Origin of the sequence: Roseateles puraquae, from assembly GCF_002205845.1 — a bacterium.
Lineage (GTDB): Bacteria > Pseudomonadota > Gammaproteobacteria > Burkholderiales > Burkholderiaceae_C > Pelomonas > Pelomonas puraquae.
Genome location: NZ_NISI01000001.1, coordinates 136,318 through 156,186 on the forward strand (window position 1 = coordinate 136,318; position 19,869 = coordinate 156,186).

16 protein-coding genes are annotated in these 19,869 nt (G+C 69.6%); 9 read left to right on the forward strand and 7 right to left on the reverse strand.

What is annotated here, in order from left to right; all coding sequences use genetic code 11:
* The first annotated feature begins 21 nt into the window (after positions 1-21).
* Positions 22-1,686, forward strand: coding sequence for an ABC transporter permease (locus CDO81_RS00610; RefSeq protein ID WP_088481239.1), 1,665 nt, complete (start codon positions 22-24; stop codon positions 1,684-1,686).
* Here the strand turns inward: CDO81_RS00610 and CDO81_RS00615 are convergent, their stop codons facing one another.
* The 5 genes from CDO81_RS00615 to CDO81_RS00635 all read right to left on the reverse strand — a co-directional run bounded on the left by CDO81_RS00615 (position 1,687) and on the right by CDO81_RS00635 (position 9,075).
* Complete coding sequence (locus tag CDO81_RS00615) at positions 1,687-2,706, reverse strand: Fe(3+) ABC transporter substrate-binding protein (RefSeq protein ID WP_088482377.1); 1,020 nt, start codon at positions 2,704-2,706, stop codon at positions 1,687-1,689.
* A 153-nt stretch (positions 2,707-2,859) separates the two neighbouring features.
* Positions 2,860-6,102 (reverse strand): efflux RND transporter permease subunit, encoded by a 3,243-nt coding sequence (locus tag CDO81_RS00620; RefSeq protein ID WP_088481240.1) that lies wholly within the window; start codon positions 6,100-6,102, stop codon positions 2,860-2,862.
* 10 nt (positions 6,103-6,112) lie between these two features.
* A complete protein-coding gene (locus CDO81_RS00625; protein WP_088481241.1) occupies positions 6,113-7,285 on the reverse strand; it encodes an efflux RND transporter periplasmic adaptor subunit in 1,173 nt (390 codons plus the stop codon).
* A 148-nt stretch (positions 7,286-7,433) separates the two neighbouring features.
* Positions 7,434-8,537 carry a chorismate synthase gene (gene aroC, locus CDO81_RS00630; protein ID WP_088481242.1) on the reverse strand — a complete coding sequence of 368 codons (1,104 nt, stop codon included), beginning with the start codon at positions 8,535-8,537 and terminating at the stop codon, positions 7,434-7,436.
* A gap of 70 nt (positions 8,538-8,607) precedes the next feature.
* The gene (locus CDO81_RS00635) at positions 8,608-9,075 is read right to left on the reverse strand and encodes a CBS domain-containing protein (protein WP_088481243.1); all 468 of its coding nucleotides are present in this window, start codon (positions 9,073-9,075) and stop codon (positions 8,608-8,610) included.
* Between the two features lie 72 nt (positions 9,076-9,147).
* Here CDO81_RS00635 and CDO81_RS00640 point away from each other — a divergent pair, with 72 nt between their 5' ends.
* The 3 genes from CDO81_RS00640 (at position 9,148) to CDO81_RS00650 (ending at position 11,715) form a co-directional block, all read left to right on the forward strand.
* Positions 9,148-10,452 (forward strand): O-acetylhomoserine aminocarboxypropyltransferase, encoded by a 1,305-nt coding sequence (locus CDO81_RS00640; protein ID WP_088481244.1) that lies wholly within the window; start codon positions 9,148-9,150, stop codon positions 10,450-10,452.
* The gene (locus CDO81_RS00645) at positions 10,449-11,246 is read left to right on the forward strand and encodes an alpha/beta fold hydrolase (protein WP_088481245.1); all 798 of its coding nucleotides are present in this window, start codon (positions 10,449-10,451) and stop codon (positions 11,244-11,246) included. The genes CDO81_RS00640 and CDO81_RS00645 overlap by 4 nt, the downstream gene beginning before the upstream one ends.
* A 157-nt stretch (positions 11,247-11,403) precedes the next feature.
* On the forward strand, positions 11,404-11,715 hold the full coding sequence (locus tag CDO81_RS00650; RefSeq protein ID WP_088481246.1) for an Mpo1-like protein: 312 nt from the start codon (positions 11,404-11,406) through the stop codon (positions 11,713-11,715).
* Between the two features lie 164 nt (positions 11,716-11,879).
* Here CDO81_RS00650 and CDO81_RS00655 read toward each other — a convergent pair whose 3' ends face one another.
* Together CDO81_RS00655 and CDO81_RS00660 are read right to left on the reverse strand one after the other, a co-directional pair.
* The gene (locus tag CDO81_RS00655; protein ID WP_158218125.1) at positions 11,880-12,692 is read right to left on the reverse strand and encodes a MipA/OmpV family protein; all 813 of its coding nucleotides are present in this window, start codon (positions 12,690-12,692) and stop codon (positions 11,880-11,882) included.
* A 28-nt stretch (positions 12,693-12,720) separates the two neighbouring features.
* Positions 12,721-13,206 (reverse strand): response regulator transcription factor, encoded by a 486-nt coding sequence (locus CDO81_RS00660; RefSeq protein WP_088481248.1) that lies wholly within the window; start codon positions 13,204-13,206, stop codon positions 12,721-12,723.
* Positions 13,207-13,589: 383 nt separating this feature from the next.
* Between CDO81_RS00660 and CDO81_RS00665 the strand changes: the two genes are divergently transcribed.
* From CDO81_RS00665 to CDO81_RS00685, 5 genes are read left to right on the forward strand one after another with little or no spacing between them, the layout of a single operon-like run.
* Positions 13,590-14,786, forward strand: coding sequence for a hypothetical protein (locus CDO81_RS00665; RefSeq protein ID WP_088481249.1), 1,197 nt, complete (start codon positions 13,590-13,592; stop codon positions 14,784-14,786).
* Between the two features lie 28 nt (positions 14,787-14,814).
* Positions 14,815-15,888: a hypothetical protein gene (locus CDO81_RS00670; RefSeq protein WP_088481250.1), complete on the forward strand. Its 1,074-nt coding sequence runs from the start codon at positions 14,815-14,817 to the stop codon at positions 15,886-15,888.
* A 38-nt stretch (positions 15,889-15,926) separates the two neighbouring features.
* Entirely contained in the window at positions 15,927-17,189 is a 1,263-nt protein-coding gene (locus CDO81_RS00675) for a hypothetical protein (RefSeq protein WP_088481251.1), read from the forward strand.
* 27 nt (positions 17,190-17,216) lie between these two features.
* The gene (locus CDO81_RS00680; RefSeq protein ID WP_088481252.1) at positions 17,217-19,187 is read left to right on the forward strand and encodes a hypothetical protein; all 1,971 of its coding nucleotides are present in this window, start codon (positions 17,217-17,219) and stop codon (positions 19,185-19,187) included.
* 25 nt (positions 19,188-19,212) lie between these two features.
* Positions 19,213-19,860 carry a hypothetical protein gene (locus CDO81_RS00685; RefSeq protein ID WP_088481253.1) on the forward strand — a complete coding sequence of 216 codons (648 nt, stop codon included), beginning with the start codon at positions 19,213-19,215 and terminating at the stop codon, positions 19,858-19,860.
* The last annotated feature ends 9 nt before the right edge of the window (positions 19,861-19,869 follow it).

Below are 19,869 nucleotides of genomic sequence, written 5' to 3' on the forward strand. Positions count from 1 at the left end.
TTGTCACGATAATTCCGCGCGATGCAGCGGGCCCTTCCCTTTCTCTCCAACTTTCAGACCCGCCGGGGCGCGCCCCTGCGCACCTGGGCCCTGCTGGCGGCCGGGCTGATGACGGCGCCCTTGCTGGCCGTGGCGCTCAAGGTGCTGACACCGGGCACCGGCGACACCTGGGCACATCTGCTCGACACCGTGCTGCCCGACTACATCCGCACCACGCTGTGGCTGTGCCTGGGCGTGGGCCTGGGTGTCACGGCGCTCGGCGTGGGTGCCGCCTGGCTGGTCACCCGGCACGACTTTCCAGGCCGGTCCACGTTTGAATGGGCGCTGCTGCTGCCCCTGGCCATGCCCGCTTATGTGATGGCCTATGCCTACACCGACCTGCTGCAGTACGTCGGCCCGGTGCAAAGCTGGCTGCGCGAGGCCTTCGGCTGGCGCCGGGCGGACTACTGGTTCCCCGATGTGCGCTCCCTGGGCGGCGCCATCGTGATGTTCTCGCTGGTGCTCTACCCCTACGTCTACATGCTGGCGCGCACGGCCTTCCTGGAGCGCGGTGCCGGCATGATCGAAGCTGGGCGCGTGCTGGGCTTGTCGCCGCTGCAGGCGTTCTGGCGCCTCTCCCTGCCGCTGGCACGGCCGGCCATCGCGGGTGGCGTGGCCCTGGCCTTGATGGAGACCCTGGCGGACTACGGCACGGTGTCGTACTTTGCGGTACAGACCTTCACGACGGGCATCTACCGCGCCTGGTTCTCGCTGGGTGACCGCACCGCGGCGGCACAGTTGGCCATGGTGCTGCTGGCCTTCGTGGTGGTGGTGCTGGTGCTGGAGCGGGTGTCGCGCGGCGGCTCAAGGTTCCACGACAGCTCGCTGCGACGCAGCAGCTCGACGCGAGTTCGCCTGCCTGCGGTGCGCGGCCTGCTGGCCACCCTGGCCTGCCTGATGCCGCTGGTGGCGGGCTTCCTGCTGCCTGCGGGCGTCATGCTGCACATGGCCGTGACCGACGCCGAGTCGCCTTTGAGCCCGCGCTTCTTCACGCTGGCCGGCAACAGCATGCTCGTGGCCGGCTCCACGGCCCTGCTGGCCACAGGCCTGGCGCTGCTGATCGCCTACGCCGCACGGCTTCACCCCGGTGGGGCCATGCGCTGGGCGCACCGTGTAGCGGGCCTGGGCTATGCGCTGCCGGGCTCGGTGATCGCGGTGGGCGTGCTGATCCCGGTCACGCTGCTGGACCACGGCCTCGCGGCCGTGTTGCGCGACAGCTTCGGCTGGCAGGTGGGGCTGCTGCTGACGGGCAGCATCGCCGCCCTCGTGTACGCCTGCGTGGTGCGCTACCTGACCGCAGCACTGCAGGCGGTGGATTCGGGCCTGGCCCGCATCACCCCGCGCATGGAACAGGCCGCTCGCATGCTGGGCCACACGCCCACGCAGACCCTGCGCCGCGTGCACCTGCCGCTGCTGCGCGGTAGCGCCCTGACGGCGGCGCTGCTGGTCTTCATCGACGTCATGAAGGAGCTACCCGCCACGCTGGTGATGCGGCCCTTCAACTTCGACACGCTGGCGACCCAAGCCTACACCCTGGCCTCCGACGAGAGGCTGGCCGAGGCCTCGGCCCCGGCACTGGCCATCGTCGTGGCGGGCTTGCTGCCGTTGCTGGTGTTGAGCCGCCAGATCCTCAAGTCGGCGCGCTGATCACTTCCAGCCGGCGCGGTCGAACACCTTCTGCGCATTGGCCGTGGTCTTGGCCAGGTCGCCGATGGGCAGCGCATCGGGCTTGAAGCTGCCCAGGGCGTCGAGTGCCGGGTTGGCCGCCACGGCCGACTTGATCACCGGCCACTCGTTGTTGCCGTTGGCGAAATAGGCCTGGGCCTCGTCGCTGGCCAGGTACTCCAGGAACTTGACGGCAGCCTGCCGGTTGGGCGCATGCTTGAGCACGCCGGCGCCCGACACGTTGACATGCGTGCCCCAGGTCTTCTGGTTGGGCCAGACGACGCCGAGCGCCTTCACCACCTGCTGGTCTTCCGGTTTGGTCGAGCGCAGCAGGCGCGCGAGGTAGTAGGTGTTGGAGATGGTCACGCCGCATTCACCGGCGGCGACGGCGCGGAGCTGGTCGGTGTCGCCGCCCTTGGGCGCACGCGCGAAGTTGGCCACCAGGCCCTTGGCCCAGGCCTCGGTCTTGGCCTCGCCGTTGTGGGCGATGAGCGCCGCGCCCAGCGACAGGTTGTAGGGGTGCGCGCCGGAGCGCATGCAGACCTGGCCCTTCAGGCGCGGGTCGGCGAGGTCCTCGTAGGTCTGCACCCATTCGGCCTTCACGTCGGCCTTGTTGTGCACGATGACGCGGGCGCGGGTGGAGAAGGCAAACCAGGTCGGCGTGCGCAGGCCGGCAGGCACCCGCGCCTCCAGCACGGCCGACTTCACCGGCTGGAACAGGCCCAGGCTGTCCGCCACCTCCAGCCGGGCGGCGTCAACGGTGATCAGCAGGTCCGCCGGGCTGGCCTTGCCTTCGTTGCGGATGCGCTCCACCAGTTCGTCTTCCTTGCCGTCGAGCCGGTTGATCTTGATGCCCGTCTGCTTGGTGAAGTTGGCGTAGAGCGCCTCATCGGTCTGGTAATGGCGGGCCGAGTAGATGTTCAGCACGGCCTCATTGGCCGCGGCAGCGCCCGAGAGGCCAGCCAGCGTGAGGGAGATGCAGAGAAGTTGACGACGGTGCATGAAGAGGCTGTCTCGCAAAGTTGTATTGCCCAAATGCTAACAAGAGTGATTCTCATTTGTGCAGCAAGCCCTTCTGCGTCGACGGGAATGAAAAAGGGCCGACCGTTTGCACGGCCGGCCCAAGCGCGAACGCGCTCGAGGGGATCGGGGAGATCAGTCCTTGTCGGCCGGCATCAGGCCCGGCATGCCGTGGCTGGGCGCCAGGCCGCCACCGCCCTGCTCTGCCGGCCGGGCTGCCTTCTTCTTGTCGCGGCTCAGGTAGCTGTACAGCACCGGCACGACCACCAGGGTGAGCAAGGTCGAGGTGATGACGCCGCCGATGATGGCCCGGCCCATCGGCGCCTGGATCTCGCCGCCATCGTTCAGCGCAATCGCCATCGGCAGCATGCCGAAGACCATCGCGGCGGTCGTCATGATGATGGGGCGCATCCGAATGAGGCCGGCCTGAAGCAGCGCATCGGCAATCGTGGCGCCGGCCTTGCGCGCATGGTTGGCAAAGTCCACCAGCAGGATGGCGTTCTTGGTCACCAGGCCCATCAGCATCACCAGGCCAATCATCGAGAACACATTCAGCGTGGAGCGCCACAGCAGCAGCGCGAGCATCACGCCGATCAGCGCCAGCGGCAGGCTGGCCATGATGGCGATCGGCTGGATGAAGCTGCCGAACTGGCTGGCCAGCACGATGTAGATGAAGATCACGGCCAGGCCCATGGCCGCCAGCAGGCCATTGAAGGCCTCGGCCTGCTGCTTGCCGGCGCCGTCGACCTTGAAGCTGATGCCGGCGGGCAACTGCGTGCTCTTGATGAGCTTTTGCACCTCCGCGTTCACGTCGCCCGCCGGGCGGCCCTGCACGCCGGCAAACACCGCTTCGCGGCGCTGCAGGTTCTCGCGGCGGATCACCTCGGGGTTGAACACCGGCTCGACGGTGGCCACCTGGTCGAGCGTGATCGGCGCGCCCTCCTTGGAGAACGCCACGGGCAGCTTGCTCATCTGCTCGATGCGCTCGCGCTGTTCACGCGGCAGGCGCAGCAGCACTTCCACCTGGTTGCCGTCGGGCGTGGTCCAGTAGGTGGCGACCTCGCCGTTCACATAGGCCCGCAGCGAGGACGCGATTTGGGGCGCGGTGAGGCCAAGCTCGCGGATGGCCGAATCCTTCAGCCGCACGGCAAAGGCCGGCAGGCCGGGGCGCACGGTGGTGTCCACGTCGACGGCGCCTGGGATCTTCTTCAGCTTTTCGGCGAAGTCGCGCGTTACCTGGGTCAGCACCTCCGGGTCGGTGCCCAGGATGGTCACCCAGATCGGGCGATTGAAGCCCACGCTGACCTCCACGCCGGGGATCTTGGCGATGTCGGCGCGGATGGCGTCTTCGATCTGCTTCTGCGTGCGCTTGCGCTCGCTGCGGTCCACCAGCGAGATGTTCAGCGAAGCCTGGTTGCGGCCGGTGGCCATGCCCTCGCCAGTGCTGCCCACCACGGACGACACCGTCTTGATCTCAGGGTAGTCCTTCAGGATGGCCTCGACCTGCGCGACCTTGGCACTGCCCCGCTCCACGCTGCTGGCCACCGGCATGCGCAGGTTGACCTGGGTGAAGCCGTTGTCGGTCTCAGGCACGAACTCGCTGCCCACCAGCGGTGCCAGCATCAACGCGACGACGAAGCTGGCGAAGGCCCCCCACATCACGAGGCCGCGCGGCGTCAGCGTGGCCAGGCGCAGGCGGCGCTTGGCCGTCTTGATGCGCTGGCCCTCGGCGTCAAAGGGGCGGCCATAGACCGGCACGGGCGGCACCAACACGCGGTAACGGCGGCCCGAGAACGCCCAGCGGATCAGGCGCTCGTAGCCGTTGTGCAGGCGGTCCATGCTCCAGTCGGTCGCGCGGATGGCGTGCCCGATGACCGGCCAGTGGCGGATGCGCGGGTTCACCGGGTCATGCCACACCGAGGACAGCATCGGGTCCAACGTGAAGCTCACGAACAGGCTCACCAGCACCGCCACCGCGACGGTGATGCCGAAGGGGTAGAAGAACTTGCCGATGATGCCGCCCATGAAGGCCACCGGCACGAACACCGCGCAAATGGCAAAGGTGGTCGCCATGACGGCCAGGCCGATCTCGTTGGTGCCGTCGGCCGCCGCGGTGTGATGGTCCTTGCCCATGGCCACGTGGCGCACGATGTTCTCGCGCACGACGATGGCATCGTCAATCAGCAGGCCGATGCACAGCGACAGCGCCATCATCGTCATGAAGTTCAGCGTGAAGCCGAAAGCATGCACCGCGATGAAGCTGGAGATGACGGCGATGGGCAGCGTGAGGCCCGTGATGATGGTCGAGCGCCAGCTGTGCAAGAACAGGAACACGATGGCGACCGTCAGCAACGCGCCTTCGATGAGGGTGTGCTTGAGGCCGTCGAGCGAGCCCTTCACGAAGTCGGAGTTGGCGTAGATCAGGCGCAGTTCCACGTCCTTGGGCAGCACCTTGCGCAGCTCCTCCATCGCTTCCTTGATGGCGTCGCCAGTGGCGACGATGTTGGCATCCTGCTGCTTGAAGATGTTGAAGCTCACCGCCGGCTGGCCGTTGATGCGGGCGATGCTGTCGATCTCACGCTCCCGCTCCACCAAGGTGCCCAGGTCATTGAGCGTCAGCGCCAGGTTGCCGCGGCGCGCCACGACCATCTGCCCGAACTGCTTGGGGTCCTTCACGCGGCCTTCCACGCGCAGGATGGCGTCGGACTGCTGGTCAGACAGCAGGCCGACCGGCTGGTCGCTGTTGGCATCGGCCAGGGCCTTGGCGATCTCGGCCGGCGTGACGCCATAGGCGCGCAAGCGCATCGGGTCGAGGTCGATGCGCACCTCGCGGCTCACCAGCCCGCCCACGTCGACCTTGGCCACGCCTTCGACGCGGCCCAGGCGCTTGGAGACGATCAGGTCGGCCATCATCGACAGCTCGCGCGCGCCGCGGGTCTGGCTCAGCAGTGCCATCACGACCACCGGCTGCGCGTTGTCGTTCTGGAAGCGCGACACCACCGGCGGCTTCACGTCCTTCGGAAACGCGGCCTGCGCGGCGGCCACGCGGTCACGCAGGTCCTGCATGGCGCGGCTCATGTCGGTGTTCAGGCCGAACTCCACGCTCGCCTGCACACGCCCTTCGAAACTGCGCGACTGGATGCGCTCGACACCGGCCACGGAGTTCAGCGCCTCCTCCAGCGGCTTGGCCACTTCACGCTCCACCGCCTCGGGCGAGGCGCCGGGGTAGCGAATGTCGATGCCGGCCCCGGGGAAGTTGATGTCGGGCATCTGTTCGACGCCCAGCTTGCTGTAGGCGAACAGGCCGAGCACGCACAGGGCCACCATCACCATGGTCGCGAAGACCGGGTTCTGGATTGAAACGCGGGTCATCCACATGATGCGGCCCTCACTGCTGGACCGGCGCCGAGCCGGCGGCGGCCGCGCTCGCGACCTTGGACGACTTGCTCGACACGACCTGCGCCTTGTCCCCTTCGCGCAGGTTGTCGAAGCGCGCCGCCAGCACCTGGGCCTCGGGCTTCAACCCGCTGAGGATCTCGATGCGGCCTTCACGGGCGTCGCTGCGCCCGGTGGTGACGATGCGGCGGGCGAGCGCGCCGTTCTCGATCATCCAGACCTGCTCCTGGCCCGAGTTGCGGCTCACGGCCGCCATCGGCACGGTCAGGCGCTGCGTGTCGTCCGGCAGCACCACCTTGGCGGCGGCGTACTGGCCGGCGCGGTACAGCTCCTTGGGGTTGTCCAGCACCAACGTCACGCCGATGGACCGCGTGCCGGGCTCGGCCGCGGGCGCGATGCGGGCGATGCGCGCCTCGACGGGCTCGTCCACGCCTTCAACCTTTACCTGCACCGCCATGCCGGGCTTCAGGCGGCTGACCTCGTGCGTGCCCACCAGGCCGGCCAGTTCCAGCTTGGCCAGATCGACGATGGTCAGGATCTGCTGCTCGGCGGCGAGCTTTTCGCCGGGCACCGCATGGCGCTTGGCCACCACGCCGTTGATGGGTGAGACCAGCGCCGCCTGACGCAGTGTCACCTGGCTGGTGTCGAGCTGGGCCTTGGCCGCCAGCCAATTTGCGCGGGCGGATTCATAGGCGGCACGGGAGTTGTCGAGGGCCGTCTGGGCGATGAAGTTCTTGCTCGCCAGGCCCTCGTTGGCCTTGTGCGCGCGTTCGGCCTGCTCCATCTGGGCACGCATGGCCTCGACGCTGGCGTTGCGCTCGGCAATGCGGTAACGGAGTTCTTCGAGGTCGACCTGGCCCAGGGCCTGGCCCGCCTTCACGCGGCTGCCCTCGCCCACCGCCAGGTTGAGCAGGGTGCCGTTGGACTTGGCCCGCACGACCACCGTGCCCGGCGCCACCAGTGGGCCGCTGAACTCGATCTGGGCCGGCATGGCCACGAGCGTGGGCTTGACGACCTCGCTGGCCACGAACTCCAGCGCCGGCTTGGCCTTGTCCTCACCGGGCTTCTTCGGCGCGTCGCCCTTGCTGGCCATCACCGCCACCCCGGCACCGCCCACCACCACGACCACGGCCGCGATGACACCCATCCTGAAAGACTTCCGCATGGCTCCCCCAAACGCTCTCTGATACAGACCTTTGCAGTCTAGAAATCAGGGCTTGGCGGCGCAGCGCGCGTGAGACGAAACGCGGAAACGGTGGGCTGAGCTGCACCGGCCGGCGATCAGCCCGGCCGGGCGTGCGACGAACTGCAGCTCAGGCGGGACGGGCGCCTGGGATGGGGGCGATGGGCAGGGCCACGTCCCCGCACTGCGCCCTATGACGAAGGGCATGGTCCATCAGCACCAGGGCCAGCATGGCCTCGGCGATGGGTGTGGCGCGGATGCCCACGCAGGGGTCGTGGCGGCCGAAGGTCTCGACCGTGGACGGGTTGCCGGCGCGGTCGATGCTGGCCTTGGGGCTGCGGATGGAACTGGTGGGCTTGATCGCGATCTCGGCCACGATGTCCTGGCCGGTGGAGATGCCGCCGAGCACGCCGCCGGCGTTGTTGCTGGCAAAGCCGTCCGGGGTCAGCTCGTCGCCGTGCTGCGTGCCCTTCTGGGCGACCGACGCGAAGCCGGCGCCGATCTCCACGCCCTTGACGGCATTGATGCCCATCAGCGCGTAGGCAATGTCGGCGTCGAGCTTGTCGAACAGGGGCTCGCCCAGGCCCACCGGCACGCCGGTGGCCTCCACGCGGATGCGGGCGCCGACCGAGTCGCCGGCCTTGCGCAGTGCATCCATGTAGGCCTCGAGCTCGGCGATCTGGCTGGCGTTGGCGGCGAAGAAGGGGTTGTTGCCGACGTGCTGCCAGCCTTCGAACCCAATCGCAACCTCGCCCAACTGCGTCATGCAGCCGCGGAACTCGGTGCCATAGGCCTCGCGCAGCCACTTGCGGGCCACCGCACCGGCACCCACCATGGGCGCGGTCAACCGGGCCGAGGAGCGGCCACCGCCGCGCGGGTCGCGCACGCCGTACTTGCGCCAATAGGTGTAGTCGGCGTGACCCGGGCGGAAGGTGTCGAGGATATTGCCGTAGTCCTTGCTGCGCTGGTCGGTGTTTTCGATCAGCAGGCAGATCGGCGTGCCCGTGGTGACGCCTTCATAGACGCCCGACAGGATGCGCACCGCATCCGGCTCGTTGCGCTGCGTGACGTGCCGGCTGGTGCCGGGGCGGCGCCGGTCCAGTTCGGGCTGGATGTCGGCCTCGCTCAACGCCAGCCCGGGCGGGCAGCCGTCGATGACGCAGCCGATGGCCGGCCCGTGGCTTTCGCCGAAGTTGGTGACGCGGAAGAGTTCGCCGAAGGTGCTGCCTGACATAGGCCTCAAGTTTAGGCGGCCCGCCAATGCAAAAGCGGCCCCGCAAGGCCGCCTTATCAGCTTGCGAATCTCAGAGCTTGGGTTCGGCCTCGGCCGTGTTCTCCTCGACCGGCCAGTCGCGGATGTAGGCCTTGAGCATGCGGTTCTCGAAGTCCTGGCTGTCGACCACCGCCTTGGCGACGTCGTAGAACGAGATGACGCCCATCAGCGTGCGGCCGTTCATGACGGGCATGTAGCGCGCGTGGCGGCCGAGCATCATGCGGCGCACCTCGTCGATCTCGGTCTCGGGCGTGCAGGTCAGCGGCGCGTCGTCCATGACGGTGCGGACGATGGTGGTGCCCACCGCGCCGCCGTTCTTGACCACGGCCTGGATGACCTCGCGGAAGGTCAGCATGCCGACCAGATCGCCGTGCTCCATGACCACCAGGGAGCCGATGTCGCGCTCGGCCATGACGTCCAGGGCTTCCTTCAGTGCCTGGTCCGGCGAGACGGTGAACAGGGTGCCGCCTTTGACACGCAGGATATCGACGACTTTCATGGTTGTCTCCGGGACGAGTTGCCCGGGCAACATAGCACACAATGCCCGCGACTCCACCCCATAGAAAACACCATGCCAGGCTTCGACACCCTCGCCCTGCATGCCGGCGCCACGCCCGACCCGGGCACCGGCGCGCGGGCCACGCCGCTGCACCTCAGCACCTCCTTCGTCTTCGAGAACAGCGAGCATGCCGCGTCGCTGTTCAACATGGAGCGCTCCGGCCACGTCTACAGCCGGCTCTCCAATCCGACGACTGCGGTCTTCGAGGAACGCATGGCCGCGCTGGATGGCGGCATCGGGGCGATCGCCACCGCCTCCGGCCAGGCGGCGTTGCACCTGGCCATCTCCACGTTGATGGGGGCCGGCGGCCACATCGTCGCCAGCACCGCGTTGTACGGCGGCAGCCACAACCTGTTGCACTACACGCTGCGCCGTTTCGGCATCGAGACCACCTTCGTGAACCCGCGCGACCTCGACGCCTGGCGGGCTGCCATCCGGCCCGAAACCCGCCTGCTGTTCGGCGAGAGCTTGGGCAATCCGGGTCTGGACGTGCTGGACATCCCCGCCGTCAGCGCCCTGGCCCATGAAGCCGGCCTGCCACTGCTGGTGGATGCCACGTTCACGACACCCTATCTGCAGCGCCCGGCCGAGCTGGGTGCCGACCTGGTCTACCACTCCGCCACCAAGTTCCTCTGCGGCCACGGCACGGTGGTGGGCGGCGTGCTGGTGGATGCCGGCAGCTTCGACTGGGCTGCAGCGCACGAGCGCAACGGCCGCTTTGCCACGCTGTGCGAGCCCTACGAGGGCTTTCACGGCATGGTGTTTGCCGAAGAGAGCACCGTGGGCGCCTTCCTCCTGCGCGCCCGCCGCGAGGGCCTGCGGGACTTCGGCGCCTGCATGAGCCCGCACACCGCCTGGCTGATGCTGCAGGGGCTGGAGACCCTGCCGCTGCGCATGGCCCGGCACGTGGCCAACGCCCAGGCGGTGGCGGAGTTCCTGGCGGCGCAGCCGCTGGTGGCCAAGGTCAGCTACCCGGGGCTGGCCTCGCACCCCGATCACGCCCTGGCCCAGCGCCTGCTGCCGCGCGGGGCAGGCGCGGTGTTCTCCTTCGACCTCAAGGGCAGCCGCGAGCAAGGGCGTGCCTTCATCGAGTCGCTCAAGCTCTTCTCTCACCTGGCCAACGTGGGTGACGCCAAATCCCTGGTCATCCATCCGGCGAGCACCACCCACTTCCGGATGGACGACGACGCCCTGGCGCGGGCGGGCATCGGCCCGGGCACCATCCGGCTGTCCATCGGCCTGGAAGACCCGGCCGACCTGATCGACGACCTCAAGCGTGCCCTCAAGGTGGCGGCCAAGGCGGGAGGTGCCGCATGAAGCTCGTCGTCGACGGCCACGAGGCCTACGCCTACACCGGCGGCAAGCCCTTCGACCCCGCCCTGCCCTGCGTCGTGTTCATCCACGGCGCACTGAATGACCACAGTGTCTGGACCCTGCTGGCCCGCTGGTGCGCTCACCATGGCTACAGCGTGCTCGCGGTGGACCTGCCCGGCCACGGCCGCAGCGGCGGGCTGCCGCTGACCAGCGTCGAGGCCATCGCCGCCTGGCTGCATCGCCTGCTGGATGCGGCCGACGTGCAGCGCGCCGCGCTGGTGGGCCACAGCATGGGCTCGCTGATCGCGCTGGAGGCCGCGGGCCGCGCCAGCCACCTGGTTATGGTGGGCACGGCCTACCCGATGAAGGTGTCAGATGCCCTGCTGACCACCGCACGCGACCAACCCGAGGCCGCGATGGCCATGGTGACCGCGTTTTCGCATTCCGTGGCCAGCGCCAAGCCCGGCTACCCCGGGCCGGGCGCCTGGCTGCGCGGCGGGTCGATGGCGTTGATGCGCCGTCTGCAGCAGCGGCAGACGGCCGTGAACCTGTTCGAGAACGACTTCCAGGTGTGCGACCGCTACACCGGCGGCGAGGCGGCAGCCGCCCGCGTGACTTGCCCGGTGCATTTCATCCTCGGCGCGCTGGACCAGATGACCAGCCCACGCCAGAACGCCGTGCTCGGCGGCCTGCTCAAGCCGCGCATCCACACTGTGCCCGCGGGCCACGCGCTGATGGCTGAGGCACCGGATGCGGTGCTCGCTGCCCTGCGCGCCGCGCTTCAGGCCAGCACGTAGGCCGCCTCCTCAGGCCGGCTGGCAGCCAGCACCTGCTCCCGGGTGAAGCCTGGCCAGAGCGACCTCGGCAGGGATCGCGCCTGCCGCCTGCATCGGGCGATGGTTGCCAGGGCAAGCCCGCTTGCCGCCCGGGGCCAACCCGCGCTCGAATCGCGGCATGCCGACGACCGATCGCTTCACCAGCTTCGCCGAGTTCTACCCGTTCTACCTGAACGAACACCGCCACCCGGTCTGCCGCCGCCTGCACTTCGTGGGGTCGACGCTGGTGCTGGCCTGCACCTGGCAGCTGGTATGGACCGGTGCACTGGTCTGGGTGCTCTATGGCCTGCTGTGCGGCTACGGCTTTGCCTGGATCGGGCACTTCTTCTTCGAGAAGAACCGACCGGCCACTTTCAGGCATCCGCTCTACAGCTTCATCGGCGACTGGGCGATGTACCGGGACATCTGGCTGGGCCGCATCAAGCTCTGACCTGGTGTGGTGTCCCGCAAATACGTGCCCATGAAATCGCGGCTTCAACCCCACGGCGGCTTTGCAAAGCCTCGCGATACCGCCGGGTATCGCTGTGGTTTGGGCCTTGCCCTGGGCTCGAAGCCATCGATTTCATTTTGTGCACGTATCTGCCGGACACCACACTAGTTGCGCCAGGCCACGCCCACGTTGGCATAGGTGCCGTTGCGCTGCTGGGTCAGCGGGCTGTCGGCGGGCGGTCCGAGCAGTCGGCTGGCGCCGGCGCCGCCGAAGACGAACCAATGCTTGGACAAGGGCCGCGTGAAGCTGACGCCAGCATGCAGGTCGCGCAGGCCCGCACCCGGCTCGTAAGCCGGCTTGCCGGTGGCCGTGACCGCAGACGCCGGCACGCCGAAGTAGCTGCGCATGTTGGTCGCATCGGCGGCCGAAATGCCGATGCCGCTGGCCCACTCCAGGGTGGGACTTCTGTAGAAGCGCCAGCCCAGGTCCACGCCAGCGGTCAACCCGCCCTTGCGGCCCAGGATGTCTTGCGACAGGTTGGCTCCGAGGTTCACGTCCGGCGTCAGGCTGTAGTTGGCAAACAGGCGGGCGCGCAGGGTGCGCTTCACGTCGGGCAGCCCCTGCGTGGTGCTGGCATCGCCGCTGTTGCGACCGCTGTCCACGCGCAGGGCCACGCCCAGTCGCAGCCGGTTGCTGTTGACCAGCAGCGTGCTGGCGCCAGCCCCGGCGGAGTCACGGCCGAAGCCGAGGATGGCGCTGCCGCCCGAGGTGCTGATGCGCCAGCGCCCCCACTGGAAGGCCCACAGCGGTCGCAGCTTGGTCTGGCGCGTGCTCGCGCCGTCGTACTCGGGCCGGCTGGCGAGCGAGGCGCCAAGCAGATAGCGGGCCGGTTGGCTCTCGGGTTCCTGTTCCTGCTGCTGGGCCACGGCCAGGAGTGGCAGACACAGCAGCGCCAAGGGCAAGACGGTGATCCTCATGCAGCCAGCGTAGCAGCAAAGGCCGTGGCTAATGGGCGCCGACTTCGTCCTCCCGGGGCTTGCGTGACAAGGACTGCGCATAGGCATACACCATCGCACCGCGCGAACGCACACCGAGCTTGCAGTAGATGGTCTTGAGGTAGGAGCGCACCGTGAACTCGCTGATGTGCAGCCGCGCGCTCACCTGCTTGGTCTGCAGGCCGCTGCAGATGAGCTGCACGATCTGCAGCTCGCGATTGGTCAGCAGCCGGTGCAGCTCGGCACCCTCCGCAGAGGCGGCCTCGGCCGAGCGGTCCGGCACCAGCGCGTAGCGGTGACCGGCCCACTCGAAGTGCCCGATCTCGTCGGGCAGATAGCACTGACGCAGCCGCGCGCTGCCCGGGCGGCTGCGATGGTCCGGCAGTCGTTCATCCACACACACGACGCGCAAGAGATGACCACCGAGCTCCAGCGTGGTCACCGGCGCGCCAGCCGGCATCTCGGCGTCATCGGGTTCATCACGGGGTGCATTCATGCCATGCCTCCGTCCGCGGTTGGGGGCGCCATCGCTTGCTGGCCATGTCGTGTCTCCCTGTCCTCATCGCTCGGCGGCGGCCGCATCAGAGGCCGGCGCATTGTTTCGAAATCACGCGGCGCCGGCACCTGGGATCTTGGGGGTCTGCAGACGTGAAAAACCACTGGCAACGCGTGTCCGGGATCATGCGCCGGCGCTCGCGCATCGTCCGTCCCTCCTAGCGATGCCCACAAACGAGGGGGCACGGATGCAGGCCCCGCTTTGTGCTGGCGCCCTGCGGCGAGTGCCGATGGGCTCGGCGCAAATCACGTTTTGTCGAAGCCCATCGCGGTGCCTAGAGTGACCTCACCGGTGCAAGCCTGCTCCGGCCTGGAGGCCACGACATGGACCACAACCCCTTCGACAACGACCTGATGGACGAGGCCGACAGCCTCGATGGTGCCGATGCAGGCGACAGCGCCGGCGAGGGTTTCGATGAAGCCGACGGCAGCGACGGCATGGACCTGATGGCGGATGACGCCGACCTCTCCGACGCCGACGGCGCGGGCGATGGCTACGACGGCTTCGACGCTGCCGACTACGGCGACGAGGCCGCCGACGGCAGCGATGCGATGGCCCTGTGGGATGCCTTCGAGGACGAAGTCGCCGACGGCCTGGATGCCGCGGATGAAGACGAATTCCTCGGCCGCATCCTCGGCGGCCTGGGGCGTGCGGGCGGCCTGCTGCGCCGCGGCGTTGGTGGTGCGGCCGGGCTCGCGGGCCGCGTGCAAGGCGTCGCACGGCAGGCCCAGCGGGTGGCCGGCGGCATCGGCCGCGTGGCCGGCCAGGTCTCACCGGCCGCGCAAGCCGCAGCGCGCCTCGCGCAGATGCTCGGGGCCTCCGGCGTGGCCGGCGGGCTGGGCAGCCTCGCCAGTGGCGCCCAGCGCGTGCAAGGCTGGGCCGGCACCGCGGGGCGCCTGGCCGGCGGCGTGGCGCAGACCGCCGGCAGCGCCCAGGGCGTGCTCAGCCAATTGAGCCAGCTCATCGGCAGCGGCGGCAACGAGATGGACGACTTCGACGCGCTCGCCGACGCCTTCGAGGAAGGTGAAGACGAAGCGCTGCCCGCCGTGGTGGCCCTGGCGGCACGGGCTGCGGCGCGTGGCCTGGGCTTTCGCAACATGGCACATCTGGCGCAGGCCGGGCGCCGCGCGCTGGTGCGCGGCACGGCCTCGGCCGCGCGGGAGCTGGTGCGTCACCAGGGCCGTGGCGCCATCCGCGCCCTGCCCCGCCTGGCGGCCTCCGCCGCCCGCGTGGCCACCCGCCAGGCGCCCACGCCGCAACGTGCCGCCCAAGCCGTGCGCCGCGGCCTGCCCGCCACTGCACGACGTGTGGCCCAGCAGCCGCAGACCCTGCGCCGGCTGGCACGGCCGGTGGCGCCGCAAGCCGGCGCGCGCGCCGCTGAGCCGCCCGGCGCCGGGCCTGCCGCCGGCCCGCTCACCCGCGACAACCAGGTCGGCCGCGGCCAACCGAGCCGCCGCATCCGCGGCGCCCGCACCTTCTACATCGATGGCCCCGTCGCCCTGACGGTCACGCCGCGTTAACCCCGGAATCAACCGCAAGGAGATCACCATGGACCGATTCGAAGCCGACGTGATGGACGACCTGATGTCCGACGCCGCCGAGGGCCCTGCCGCACGGCACGGCAATGCCTATGACGAGTTCGACGAGTACGACGAGGGCGATGAATTCGACGGCGCCGACGAGGGCGACGATGAATTCCTCGGCCGACTGCTGGGCGGCATCGGTCGCGTGGCCGGGGGGCTCCTGGGCGGCGGCGGTGGCGATGGGTTTGACGAGGGCGACGAGTTCGACGGCTTCGATGAAGGCGACGAGTTCGATGGCTTCGACGCGGCCGACGAGGACGGCGGCGACGATGCCTTCGAAGCCGCCGTGGCCGATGCGATGGATGCGGGCGACGGCGACGAGTTCTTCCGCCGCCTGGGCCGCATCGCCCGCACGGTCGGCCGCGGCATTGGCAGCGTGGCCCGCGTCGTGGGGCCCATCGCCAGCATGATCCCGATCCCCCAGGCCCAGCTCATCGGCCGCCTGGCCAATGTGGCCGGCCGGCTGATGGCCGATGGTGCCGACGAGTTCGAGGCCTTCGACGAGTTCGTCGACGGGCTGGATGAGGACGGCATCGATGCCGCGGCGCCGGTGCTGGCCGGCATGGTCATCCGCCGCGCACTGCCGGGCGTGGCTCGCGCTGCCGCGCCGGTGCGGCGCGCGGCCGTGCGAGCTGTCAGCCAGGCGGTGCGCACCGCCGTGCGTCGTCAGGGCGCTCCGGCCGCCCGCGCGGTGGCCCGCGCCGTGACCGCCACGCGCCGCGTCGTGCAGCGCCGCAACCTGCCGCCGCGGCAGGCCGTGCAGGCGGTGCGCCGCGTGACCCGCCAGGTCGCCACGCGCCCGCAGGCCGTGCAGCGCCTGTCGCGCCCGCTCGTCGCGCCGGCACGCCGGGCCACACCCCGCGGCCAGGCCGCACAGGTGGTGGCGCGGCAGGTGGCCCCGATTGCGCGCCAGGTCGCTGTCACCACTGGTCGTCCGCTCACGGCGGGGCGCGCGGGCGGTCATGTCTGCACGCAATGCCGGCGCAACCGGCGGCTGCTCGCCCGCGGCCCCGTGGTCATCAACCTGCGCTGCCGCTGAACCCGCCGCACCAACCAGCCCACGAGGAGCACCGAGTCATGGATGTGCGCCGATTCCTGCAGGCCAAGATCACGGGCCTGTCTGCCCGCCTGTCGCGGCTGGCGCGCGTGGACAACGCCTTTGTCGGCCTGCGACCGCAGGACATGCCGTACGCGCCTTCGCCTGAGCACTTCCAGGCGGCCAATGCGCGGCTGTCGGCGGTGGAGCAACGCATCCATGACCGCTTCGAGCAGCTGCGCACCGATGCCGGACGCCGAGCCCCGCAGCGGGTGCTGGTGGACATTGCGCTCGTCGAGCGCGAGTTGGACCGTGCCCGGCGCCTGTTCGGCATGTTCTACGAAGTGTTCGCGCAGCGCGGCACGGCGTTTGGGCCGTCGCTCGCGGCGCATGACAGCATCGCGGCTGACTGCTACACCGCCATCCGCCAGGCCGCGCCGCGCCTGTTCGATGCGCCGCTGCTCAAGCCGGTGTCGTACATGGAGCATGGCTATTCGCCGGCCACCATGCGGCGCGGCGTGGCGCTGTCGCGGCTGCTGGGCGAGGCCAACCCCTTCCCGCTGATCCGCATTCCCTGGGACCGCGACCAACCCTGGCAGAGCGTCTTCCTGCACGAGGTGGCACACAACATCCAGGCCGATGCCGGCATCTGGCAGGAGAACCGCCAGGCCGTGCTGCGCCGCGTGATGGGCCGCGCCGGCAGCCCGATGCTGGCGTCCGTCTACGGGCGCTGGCACAAGGAGATCTTTGCCGACCTGGCCGCCATCCTGCTCGGCGGCCCCGCCGCAGCTTGGGGCATGGCCGACTTCCTGGCTCACCCGCAACCGCGCACCATGACCTTCCGCCCCGGCGGCGCGCACCCCACGGCCTATCTGCGGGTCTACCTGTTGGCCGAGATGCTGCGTCGCATGGGCTTCCAGGCCGATGCCACCCGGCTCCTGCGCGTCTGGCAAGCGCTGTACCGCGCCGATACCGGGCACCGCATCCCCGCCGGACTGATGAGCAGCGCGCCGCGGCTCATTCCGGAGGTGGTGGACGAGATCGCCTTCCAGACCCGGCGCAACCTGGCGCAGCAGGCGTTGGCCGACGTCATTCGCTTCGACGCCGGCGACCAGGACGCGATCCTCGCCGGCGCGCGCCGCCTGCAGGCTGGCAAGCCCGTGGACCTGCCGCCCCGCCATGTCGTCAGCGCGGCTCACTATGCGCTGGAGAGCGGGCGCATTGCGCCGCAGCGCCTGGCCCACGCCGTGACCGACCAGCTCAGCGGCAGCCGCACCCGTGCGCCGCTGCGGCTGGTGGCTTGAAACCGAACCCCACACCGAGGACTCCCCATGGCCCACTCCAACACCCTGCCCATCAGCACCGCGCAAGGCGGCCAGGACCGCCTGGTGCTCGACAACCTGATCCGCCGGGAGCTCAAGGTCGGCGACCCCAGCGACCCCGCGCAAGTGGCCCAGGCGCTGCTGACCCGCTACAGCGCCGACCCCCGCGCCCAGGCCATCGGCCAGGAGTCGCGTGGCCTGCCCTTCCTGCAGGCGGCCAGCTCGGCCCCGCCGGTCGTGCAGATGTTGACCGCTGCCGGCGGCGCCGAATGGCAGCAGGCCCTGGACGACATCAACCAGGACCTGCAGCACCTGAGCACCAGCGCCCTGGTGAAGGACGTGGCGCCCGAGATCCGCGGCTGGGGCCAGGCCATCCGCACGACGCTGTCCGAAGGCTATGACGCCGCCCGCTTTGGCCTGGACCCGCGCAACCGCGACAAGGGCTTCGCGATGCGACGCCAGCTCAACGACTATGCGCGCCTGGCCCGGCTGGTCGGCGCGCACACGCCGGCGATGCTGACGGACTTCCGCAAGCTCGCGCAGAGCCTGGACGAGGCGGCCAACCTGCTGCTGGTGATCATGGGCGAGGCGCTCGCCAATGTGGGTTTTGGCGGCGGCCGCTACATCCCGCAGGTGGCCTATGCCGATCTGCAGACCCGCCGCGACGCCGTCATCTACGCGCTGCGCAACCTGGTCGGCAGCACCCAGCAGGCCTACGGCCCCGACGAATGGCCGCGCGGGCTGGACGCCTACCGCCAGCTCAACGACCTGCTGGAGGCCCAGGGTCAGAACGACCTGCGTTCCCTGCTGATCGAGACCGAGCTGGCCCGCACCATGGACGAGCTGGTGCGCCGCGGCGGCGACAACACCGCCGACGGCCTGCGCTCGGTCGGCTCCACCTCGCTGCTGACGCTGGAGCGCTTCCGCCGACTGGTGGCCGTGAGCCGGCGCGGCATCAGCCCGGAGTCGCCTGCGCTGTACGCCTACCTGGAAGCGCTGCAGCTATTCGCTTCAGCCTTCGACTCCGCTGGCGGCTTCCGGCTGATGAAGATCGCCCGGCCGCCACTGCTGTTCTACGGCCTGTACGGCAGCACGGGGCTGGACGATGCCGACCGCCGCATCGTCGACCTGGCCACCCGGCGCGGCCTGGTGGCGGACGCCATCGACTGCTTTGCCAGCAGCTGCTGCCAGGGCAACCGGACCTGCCTCGTGCTGCTGGACAAGCTGCTGTATGACATCGACCGCGCCATCGACCTATACGGCCTGGGCTTTGCCAACTTCGGCAGCACCGAGCGGCGCGCGTCGGCCTACGCCTTCATGATCGACCAGGTGCTGCTGGCCGCGCCCTGCCGCGCGCCGGGCGCCAACCAGCCCAGCCTGTTGCCGGCCGAGCTGGTGACCCAGCTCAACGCCATCGCCGACGAGCTGCGCCCCGACCTCACGCTGGCCAACGACCCGGTCTTTGCGGATGCCGTGGCCCGTGCCCAGCGCCTGGCCGCGCAGCTCGGCACCCTCATGCAGGCGCGCGGCATCGCCGACCCGGACCAGCTGCGCCTGCGCGGCACCGCAGCGCCGCCGCAGGTCTGGGACATCGAGGACCTGGCCGAGCTGAACACCGCCATCTACCGCGGCAGCGCCGTCGTACCGCCCGGGCTGGTGCCCGACAGCGACCTGCAGCTGGACGCCTACCTCGGCGTCATCGAGCAGGAGCTCTGCCTGCAGCTCGACATGGAGCGCAACTGGAGCCAGCTGGTGCACAGCATGGTGGCCAACTGCGCACAGATCGATGTCTCGCTATCGCAGCTGCAGGCCGTGGTGCAGGCCGCGGTGCGCAGCGTGGCCGGCCATGACTGCCGCTCGGGCGCCGCCATCAACCTGCCGCCGACCCTCGAAACCTCGCTCGATTCGCTGGTGGACAGCGTGGAGCGCACGGGCCTGGGTCGACCGCATCGCACGCTGTCCTGGCAGCGCCGCACCTGAACCGCCACCGCAAGAGGAGCCCACCATGCCAGACGATTTCGATCTCCGGTACACGCCGAAGTTCTACGAGAGCTTCGGGAAAGTCATCCAGCTCGACCTGGGCAGCACGGCGCAGGACGTGGCCACGACACGCGAGCGCGTGACCGAGCTGCCGCAGGCCCTGGGCGACGTGCTCAAGCCCACGGCCGACAGCATTGCCGCGCTGCGCACCAGCTGGTCCCAGGACCTCGCCGCGGCCGTCACGCAGCTGAAGGCCAGCCACGCCGGCGACATCGGCACCGCACGCGACGCGCTGAAGCAGGACCTCCAGGCAGGGATCCAGCAGGTGCTGGCCGCCGTCCACACCACAACGCCGGCGCCGGTGCCCCAGGCGCTGCGGTTGAACGTGCGATCGGCCGACGTGATCCGGCCGCTGACGCAGGTGTTGACGCTGGGCGTGGATGCCGCCCCCGGCCAGCCCGACAAGCAAGCCAAGTCGGAGTGGGGCGAGAACGTCACGCTGAAGAAGCTGGCCGAATCCGTCGCCGCCGAGGCAGCCCTGCTCGACGGCGAGCTGCACAAGCGCTTCCTGGCGGCCTTTCGCGTCTTCAGCAGCAAGTCGACCGAAGAACGCCACCAGCGCTATGCCGAGGTGCATGCGCTGATCGAGGACATCGCAGCCCAGCTGAGCTAGTCCACCGCC